This is a genomic window from uncultured Clostridium sp. (genome assembly GCF_937920395.1).
GTDB lineage: Bacteria > Bacillota > Clostridia > Clostridiales > Clostridiaceae > Clostridium_AD.
Window position 1 is genome coordinate 1 of sequence record NZ_CALEVF010000226.1, and the last position, 7,685, is coordinate 7,685.

Consider the following 7,685-nt stretch of genomic DNA (forward strand, 5'->3'; position numbering starts at 1 on the left):
TCAACAGATGCTACTATGAATAAAATTTCTCAAATGAAGGATAAAACAGAATCTGATAATTGGTCAGACTACGATAGAAGAATTGACACTAAATTATATTTATAATAAAAATGGTGGTGAAAAATATATGAAGATTTTAATTATGAAAGTCACCCTAAGAGCATCATGGTCCCACTCTTTAAAAGAAAAAAGAATGGTTGTAAAAAGTATAATTCAAAAATTAAAGAATAAATTCAACATATCAGTAGCAGAAGTTGATGACCAAGATATCCATCAAACAATAGTTATTGGTGTTGCTGGATTATGTGGAACTTCATCGCAACTTGATTCCACAATGGAGCATATTATCACTTTTATAGAAGACAATACTGATGCAGAAATAGTTAATATTCAAAATGAAAACATAAATAATCTTTAATAAATAGGACTTAAGTAAAATTGCTGAAGTCCTATTTATTAACTTTTTACTCCTACAATGCATGTTGAAAGCTATTCCAGCTTACATATAGCTTCAAATAATTCCCGTGCTCTTATCTTATTAACAGTATATAAAAAAACAACATCAAATATGAATGGTGAATATTCGATATTTAGCAGTTCCTTTACAAATGCCATAGCTCCAGTCTCCGAAAGGCATGATAACCTTGACATATGTTTATATGGACCTAGTGACCATTGTTTTATTTTAACCTGATTTGTATATATTTCACGATTACACTCAAAATTATGAAATAAATCATGTGCAATTATCATATCATAAACATTAATATTTTCTAACAATTCTTCTAACCCTTCTGACTTTATAATCTCATTAGCCTTATCTACAACTTTATTAAAAACAGTTATGGTACTAGGTCGTTCGAATTTCATAAACATAACGCGTTCAGTACTCTCCTGATCTATGGCGTCAATTACTTTTACTTCCAACTTTTGTGCATATTCTCTAGGTGTGAGTAAGCCATATTTTACGATAATTTCATTAGCTATATCATGCCCACAATTTTCCGCGCCACTTTTATATTCGCTTTTTTGCTTTTGACTAAGCTTATTTTTTAATGGTTCTCGAGCATATATATACTTTTCCCATTTATTTTCATCAAACTTAAGAAGTTCATTAATCATATTTTTTATCATATTTACCACTCCTAATTATAAATTTTCTAGATTTTATTGAATCATTATCAACATTGTATATTCAGATACTTAAACCCACCATTTAAATTTCTATTTATAATAAAATAATACATTACTCTCTTTATATAAGCAATCATTTTTCCATTATTGTTATATTATTGTAATAAAACCCGGTTTAATTGTTATTAGTTTATTTTATTTTTACTTATCCCATTTTTATATGTATCTATAACTTCTGCAGCAACCTTGCCACTATCTAAAGCTTCAATTAATGCTTTTGTATCAACAATTGTTCCTATAGCTGTATTAACTAAAAATACGCTTATTTCATTTTATTAAACATTGTTTTATTGAACAAATGAAAATTTTCTTTTATAGCTGGCATATGTAGTGAAATTAAATCTGCTTCTTTAACTGTTTCCTCAAGTGTATCAACATATTCTATACAATACTTTACGTTTTTATTAGGATATAAATCAAATCCTATAACTCTTTCACCAAATGCTTTAAAAGTTCTAGCTGCTATGCATCCAATTCTCCCAGTTCCAACAATTGCAACAGTCATTTAACCTATTTCTTTTAATAATATGTCTTTAGTCCAGCGATAATCTTGTCGTTTCATTGCTTCTGCAATTTGTATAACATGACGCGTAATATTAAGTGAAGCTGCTACAGCGTACTCCGCAATTGCATTAGGTGAATAAACTGGAACGTTTGTAATAGTTAAGCCCTATTTTGTAGCCTCTTTTATATCAAACATATCAACTCCTGCTGTACGTGATGATATGTGTTTTATTCCCATTTCATTTAATTCTTTGTAAATCTCTTTATCTATTTTTTTTATTTGACGAACACAAACACCATCAAATCCTTTAATTAGATTTATATTTTCCATAGTTAGCAGTTCAGAAACATTTTTAATTTCAATACCACGTTTTTCACCCCACTAGTTTGACATAATACATTCTTCTCTTCCACTAAACATGATTATCTTCATTTTATTTTTCTCCTTTTAAACATTTCGTTAAAATTAAAACACAAATAATGGCATACCATTTTCATCAAATGGCATGCCTTAATTTTAACATTTTATACTTCTAACCTATCTTCATTTTGAATAACACTATGTTTTCTACCATACACTATGTATGTAATAATGCCAATTATCAACCAAACTATAAATCCAATCCATGTTTTTATTCCGAGCCTACTTAATAAAACCAAACAACAAATTATAGCAAGTATTGGTGTTACTGGTACAAGTGGACAGATAAAAGTTCTATTAAAATCCGGCATCTTTTTTCTAAGTACTATCACACTTAAGGCAACAACTATAAATCCTAAAAGAGTTCCAATGCTTAGAAATTGAACAATAATATCTAATGGTAAAAATCCTGCTATTATTGCTGCAATGACACCAGTAATAATTGTTGCTATGTATGGTGTTTTATATTTTTTATGAATTTTTGAAAATAACTTTGGTAATAATCCATCTCTAGACATTACCATAAATATTCTTACCTGTCCATAAAGCACAACTAAAATTGTAGATATCATTCCAACTATACAACCTACTCCAACTAAAATAGAACCCCAGTTTATTCCTATTGTCGCTAGTGCAGCAGGCAGTGCATTTTGTAAATCTATAGTATTATATGGAACAATTCCAGTAAGTACAAATGCAACAGCAATATACAATATACTAACTATAACTAAACATGATATAAGACCTATAGCTACACCTTTCTTTGGATCTTTAGCTTCTTCAGCACTAGTTGCAATTGCATCGAATCCAAGATAAGAAAAGAATATTGATGCTGTTGCTGCAAAAACTCCCTTAAACCCAAATGGTGCAAATGGTTTATAGTTTGCAACATTAATATGTCCTACTCCAACCATTACAAAAATAAGTATTATACCTATTTTTATGCTGACAATTATATTATTAATTTTAGAACTTTCCTCCATTCCAAAACACAAAAGCAGAGTTAAACATAATACTATTAGTATTGCAGGTAGATCTACTATTCCACCATTACTTGGTGATGAAGTAATAATACTTGGCAAATTAATACTTGATGTCTTTAAAAGACCGACGAACGCCCCAGACCACCCTGATGCTACTGCGCTACAAGCAACTAAATATTCAGCGGTTAAACACCACCCTATTAACATTGCAACTATTTCTCCAAATGCTATATAAGCATAAGAATACGTACTACCAGCTACTGGAAACATTGTTGCAAGTTCACAATAACAGAGTCCACATAAGCAAGCAACAATTCCCGCTAACACAAATGATATAATAACTGCTGGCCCTGCAATATGTGCTCCTGCACCTGTTGCCACAAATATTCCTACTCCAATAACAGCACCTATACCTAAAGCTGCTATGTCTTTTGCTGTAAGGTCTTTCTTTAAACCAGACTGATGTATTCCATCCTGCATCTGCTCAAAAGATTTTTTCTTGAAAATATTCATTTTTGCCCACCCTCATGTTGTCTTTTTTAACGATATATACTTAATAAATAACATATTAAATAATTTATTTAAGATCACTTATGAAATTAGGAAGATCAAAACAAGATTTTACAATTTTTTTTGTCAAATAACGAGTTTCCAGTGGTAATCTATTTACATCCATATTACTAGGGTCATAAACATCTGATGCCATTGTAAAACTCCATATTCCACCTGGATAAGTTGGTACAAAAGCGATATATGTTTTTACTATTTTAAAATTATTTTTTAATATTTTTCTTGTATTCTCAATTATGTTTCGATGAATCATCGGAGATTCACTTTGACATACCATTACTCCATCAGCTTTTAATGTTCTTTTTACATTTTTATAAAATTCTTCTCCAAATAAATCTTTAGCGGGACCCTCAGGATCTGGTGAGTCAACCATAACTATATCATATTTAATATCAGTCTTCTTTACATATTCAACTCCATCTCCGAACTTAAAATTAATCCTTTTATCAAAATCTGGACCTCCACTTATTTCCTGAAGAAATTTTATACATTCATCTGTTACTAATTCATCAAGCTCCACCATATCAATTGTCTCGAGTTCTTCATACTTCGATAATTCTCTTACAGCTCCACAATCTCCTCCACCAATTACTAAAACATTTTTAGGATTTTTATGGGTAAGTACAGGAATATGTGTAATCATTTCATTATATATAAATCCATCAGCAGATGTAGTCTGCATTACACCATCAAGCACAAGACAAGGGCCAAATGCATTAGTATCAATTAATGCTACCTCTTGATATGAAGATTTGGAATAAGAAAAACAATTATTAACCTTATAACTAATTTTCAAATTTTTTTTCTCAACTTCAACCTCTTCAAACCACAGTTCATTATCAATCTTTTTAAAATAATTTGGCAATTCATTTGTTTTCATAATAATACCTCCATTCTAATAAATATAACTATTCTTATAATTATTAATAAATTCTACTTTAAACTTTTTTATTTGTATAAATACACCATATGACTTGTGATATTAATAATTATCATCTTTTCCTTTTTTGACCCATAAAGTTACAACACCAAGTATATCATAAAAATTAAAGAGTTCAAAAATATTAATACAATTAATTTATTTTACTTATTGGAACATTTTAGTAAATTAATAATACTATATAATTATTAAGGTAAAACATATATGAGGAGGAGTTTGTTATAATTAAAATTATTAATCTAAGTTATCCTAGAAAAGTAGTTATTGATAATATAAATAATTTTATTTTTGAGTCAAGGCTAAATAACATTAAACTAAATATAAATATTAAAATAATAGGCTGTACTATTGGAATAGTCTTTTTTAGTAAGCAACTTGTTTATGCAAACCCTTCTGTTGGAAACGGTACCAAAATGATTGATTTTTTTAGCTATTATGGGCCACCTTTAATCCTTACGGCGGCTGATTTTTATAAATTATATATGCCTATAAAAATAAAAAAGAAAAACCTACAAATATAATTACGAATTATAAAAATTCCTTTTTAATTCTATCTAAATATTAAATTAAAAAGGAATTTTTATAATAGTCTTGAATATTTAACAAAAGAAAGTTAATATTAGCTTGAGGCTTTTTATGCAAAATATGCTATTAAGCAAAAAAGAAAGGGAGCGATCTTATGACAAATACTACTTTTAGTGGTCTTGAAATGTTGAAAATTTCCATATTAATGGAAGAAGAAGGATATGATTTCTACATCAATGGTGCTAAACATACAACTGGAAAAATAAAAGATTTTTTATTAGTTGCTGCTGGTCAAGAATTTATTCACAAAGAAAAATTTACAAAACTTTTTACTGATTTAAGTACTGGTAATGAAATGGATTCCACTTATCTCTTTGATATAGAAGTAACAAAATACTTGAAAAATTTAATTGAAAATCAAGTTTTCAATAAAAAAGAGCAACCTAGTGATGCTTTCAAAGACTTAAAAGCAGCACTTACTTATTCAATTAAAACAGAGGAACTTACAATAAGTATCTATACACAAATGTACGAAAAAGTATCTCAAAATGATATTTCTGGAATATTGTTCACAATTCTTGAAGAAGAAAAGTCCCATGCAGCATACTTTTCAAAATTACTTAAAGAAATAGTAGCATAACCAAAAATATACATGATGTAAATTTGTAATTAGATGTATAGTATTTAATTTCACATTGACCATAGTGTAAGCATTAAAAAAATGTTTATACTATGGTTTTTTGTGCAGTTTATAGAAACCTAGACTTCTAAATCAATTTCTACGATTTCTGGAATAGCAAAAAATCTTATAGGAATTTTCCCATTGCCAATGCCATTAGTTAATATTATATCTCTATTTGTCTCATGAATTATCTTCTTGCAATACATTTGTCCATATTTAGATGATGTATATGGTGCATATAATCCAAAAAAAGTTACTTGCCCCCCATGAGTATGTCCTGCAAAACCTAAGTCATAATTAATAACATTTTTGTAATCACTAAAAAAGTCTGGATTATGTGATATAGCAATTGTAAAATTGTCACTTGCTTTTTTTAACACATTGGCATCTGGAATTCCCTCAAGTAAATCATCCACGCCTATTAGTTCTATAATATCTCCCCCCTTACTTATTAATTCCTTCCCATTTTTAAGTATCTTAAAGGAATTTGAATTAAGTTTCTTTAACAAATACTCTTTTCCTCTAAAATAATCGTGGTTCCCAAGTACTGTAAAAATTCCCAACTTAGCTTTTAATCCTTTTAGGACTTGAATTTCCTTGTCTAAATACTTACTTACATTCCTATTACTTTTTATTGAAATGTCTAAATAATCTCCGCCTATTATTATTATTATATCTGGCTCTATTTTATTAATCTTATTTACTATGTTTATTAATCTGTTGCTGCTGAAACCTTTTCCATAATGCATATCCGAAATAAAAATTATTTTAAAATTGTTGAATCCTTTCGGTATCTTGCTATTTTTTATTTTAATTTTTCGAACTCTATAAACCTGAGCTTCAATTAAAACCCACAATATAAAAATAATAAATAATCCTATTAAAATGTTAAATATATTAGTCATACATTTACTCCTTTACAAAAATCTATATTTACGCCAAGCACCATTATATGTAATATAACAATTTTAGTCAATAAAAAATGGACAACTCATCTGCCACTAAGACAGTATAGTTGTCCTTCTTTTTATTGCTTATATATAAAATATATTATTATCTATCACTTAATGGAATATAGGTACTATTTCCTGAAACACATTTATATGCAGGTCTAATAATTTTACCATTATTTATTATTTCTTCAATCCTGTGAGCACTCCAACCAGCTATTCTGGCAACAGCAAAAATAGGGGTGAACATCTCATCTGGTATTCCAAGCATTCTATATACAAAGCCTGAGTAAAAATCTACGTTAGCACTTACACCTTTATAAATCTTTCGAACACTTGCAATTACAATAGGTGCTAGTTCCTCTACCTTTGCATAAAGATTATATTCATCTTCTAAACCTTTAGCTTTTGCAAGTCTTCCAACGTATTTTTTAAAAATAACAGCTCTTGGATCAGATATTGAATAAACAGCATGACCCATTCCATAGATTAATCCGGTTTTATCAAATGCCTCTTTAGTTAATATCTTTAATAAATATTGTTTGATTTCTGCATCATCTTTCCAATCACTTACTTTCTCTTTCATATCTTCAAACATTTGAACAACTTTTATGTTTGCGCCCCCATGTTTTGGCCCTTTTAAAGAACCAAGTGCAGCAGCTATTACTGAGTAAGTATCGGAACCCGAAGATGTTATTACATGTGTAACAAATGTAGAGTTATTACCACCACCATGCTCTGCATGAAGCACTAATGCAAGATCAAGTATTGTAGCTTCAAGTTTAGTGTATTTACTATCATCACGTAGCATGTACAAAATATTCTCAGCTGTACTTAACTCCTCAAGTGGGCTACGGATAAGTAAATTGTTATTGTTATGATAATGTGATAGTGCCTGATAACCATAAACCACCAT

10 protein-coding genes and 1 pseudogene are annotated in these 7,685 nt (G+C 29.0%); 3 read left to right on the plus strand and 8 right to left on the minus strand.

Annotation, left to right across the window (positions count from 1 at the left end; all coding sequences use genetic code 11):
* Together Q0649_RS14635 and Q0649_RS14640 are read left to right on the plus strand one after the other, a co-directional pair.
* Window positions 1–105 (plus strand): annotated as a pseudogene (locus Q0649_RS14635) (phosphohydrolase); the annotation flags it as partial.
* 22 nt (window positions 106–127) lie between these two features.
* Entirely contained in the window at window positions 128–418 is a 291-nt protein-coding gene (locus tag Q0649_RS14640) for a DUF503 domain-containing protein (RefSeq protein ID WP_298843565.1), read from the plus strand.
* A 71-nt stretch (window positions 419–489) separates the two neighbouring features.
* Here Q0649_RS14640 and Q0649_RS14645 read toward each other — a convergent pair whose 3' ends face one another.
* The 6 genes from Q0649_RS14645 to speE all read right to left on the minus strand — a co-directional run bounded on the left by Q0649_RS14645 (window position 490) and on the right by speE (window position 4,552).
* On the minus strand, window positions 490–1,134 hold the full coding sequence (locus Q0649_RS14645) for a hypothetical protein (RefSeq protein WP_298843568.1): 645 nt from the start codon (window positions 1,132–1,134) through the stop codon (window positions 490–492).
* A 185-nt stretch (window positions 1,135–1,319) separates the two neighbouring features.
* Complete coding sequence (locus Q0649_RS23080) at window positions 1,320–1,460, minus strand: NAD(P)-dependent oxidoreductase (RefSeq protein ID WP_367179394.1); 141 nt, start codon at window positions 1,458–1,460, stop codon at window positions 1,320–1,322.
* Window positions 1,457–1,699, minus strand: a complete 243-nt coding sequence (locus tag Q0649_RS14650) for an NAD(P)-dependent oxidoreductase (protein ID WP_298843571.1) — start codon at window positions 1,697–1,699, stop codon at window positions 1,457–1,459. Before Q0649_RS14650 ends, Q0649_RS23080 begins: the two co-directional genes overlap by 4 nt.
* Before the next feature lie 165 nt (window positions 1,700–1,864).
* The gene (locus tag Q0649_RS14655) at window positions 1,865–2,062 is read right to left on the minus strand and encodes a hypothetical protein (RefSeq protein WP_367179395.1); all 198 of its coding nucleotides are present in this window, start codon (window positions 2,060–2,062) and stop codon (window positions 1,865–1,867) included.
* 161 nt (window positions 2,063–2,223) lie between these two features.
* Window positions 2,224–3,615: an amino acid permease gene (locus tag Q0649_RS14660; RefSeq protein ID WP_298843574.1), complete on the minus strand. Its 1,392-nt coding sequence runs from the start codon at window positions 3,613–3,615 to the stop codon at window positions 2,224–2,226.
* A gap of 64 nt (window positions 3,616–3,679) precedes the next feature.
* A complete protein-coding gene (gene speE / locus Q0649_RS14665) occupies window positions 3,680–4,552 on the minus strand; it encodes a polyamine aminopropyltransferase (protein WP_298843577.1) in 873 nt (290 codons plus the stop codon).
* 739 nt (window positions 4,553–5,291) lie between these two features.
* Between speE and Q0649_RS14670 the strand changes: the two genes are divergently transcribed.
* Complete coding sequence (locus Q0649_RS14670) at window positions 5,292–5,777, plus strand: ferritin family protein (protein ID WP_298843579.1); 486 nt, start codon at window positions 5,292–5,294, stop codon at window positions 5,775–5,777.
* A 119-nt stretch (window positions 5,778–5,896) separates the two neighbouring features.
* Here Q0649_RS14670 and Q0649_RS14675 read toward each other — a convergent pair whose 3' ends face one another.
* Together Q0649_RS14675 and Q0649_RS14680 are read right to left on the minus strand one after the other, a co-directional pair.
* Window positions 5,897–6,724, minus strand: coding sequence for a metallophosphoesterase (locus tag Q0649_RS14675; protein WP_298843582.1), 828 nt, complete (start codon window positions 6,722–6,724; stop codon window positions 5,897–5,899).
* A gap of 148 nt (window positions 6,725–6,872) precedes the next feature.
* Window positions 6,873–7,685: citrate synthase (locus Q0649_RS14680; RefSeq protein ID WP_298843585.1), on the minus strand; the 813-nt coding region annotated here is incomplete at its 5' end.

Coding starts and splice junctions, on each gene's coding strand:
- Q0649_RS14640 (WP_298843565.1), top strand. CDS start 128: ATGAAGATTTTAATTATGAAAGTCACCCTAAGAGCATCATGGTCCCAC.
- Q0649_RS14645 (WP_298843568.1), bottom strand. CDS start 1,134: ATGATAAAAAATATGATTAATGAACTTCTTAAGTTTGATGAAAATAAA.
- Q0649_RS14650 (WP_298843571.1), bottom strand. CDS start 1,699: ATGACTGTTGCAATTGTTGGAACTGGGAGAATTGGATGCATAGCAGCT.
- Q0649_RS14660 (WP_298843574.1), bottom strand. CDS start 3,615: ATGAATATTTTCAAGAAAAAATCTTTTGAGCAGATGCAGGATGGAATA.
- speE (WP_298843577.1), bottom strand. CDS start 4,552: ATGAAAACAAATGAATTGCCAAATTATTTTAAAAAGATTGATAATGAA.
- Q0649_RS14670 (WP_298843579.1), top strand. CDS start 5,292: ATGACAAATACTACTTTTAGTGGTCTTGAAATGTTGAAAATTTCCATA.
- Q0649_RS14675 (WP_298843582.1), bottom strand. CDS start 6,724: ATGACTAATATATTTAACATTTTAATAGGATTATTTATTATTTTTATA.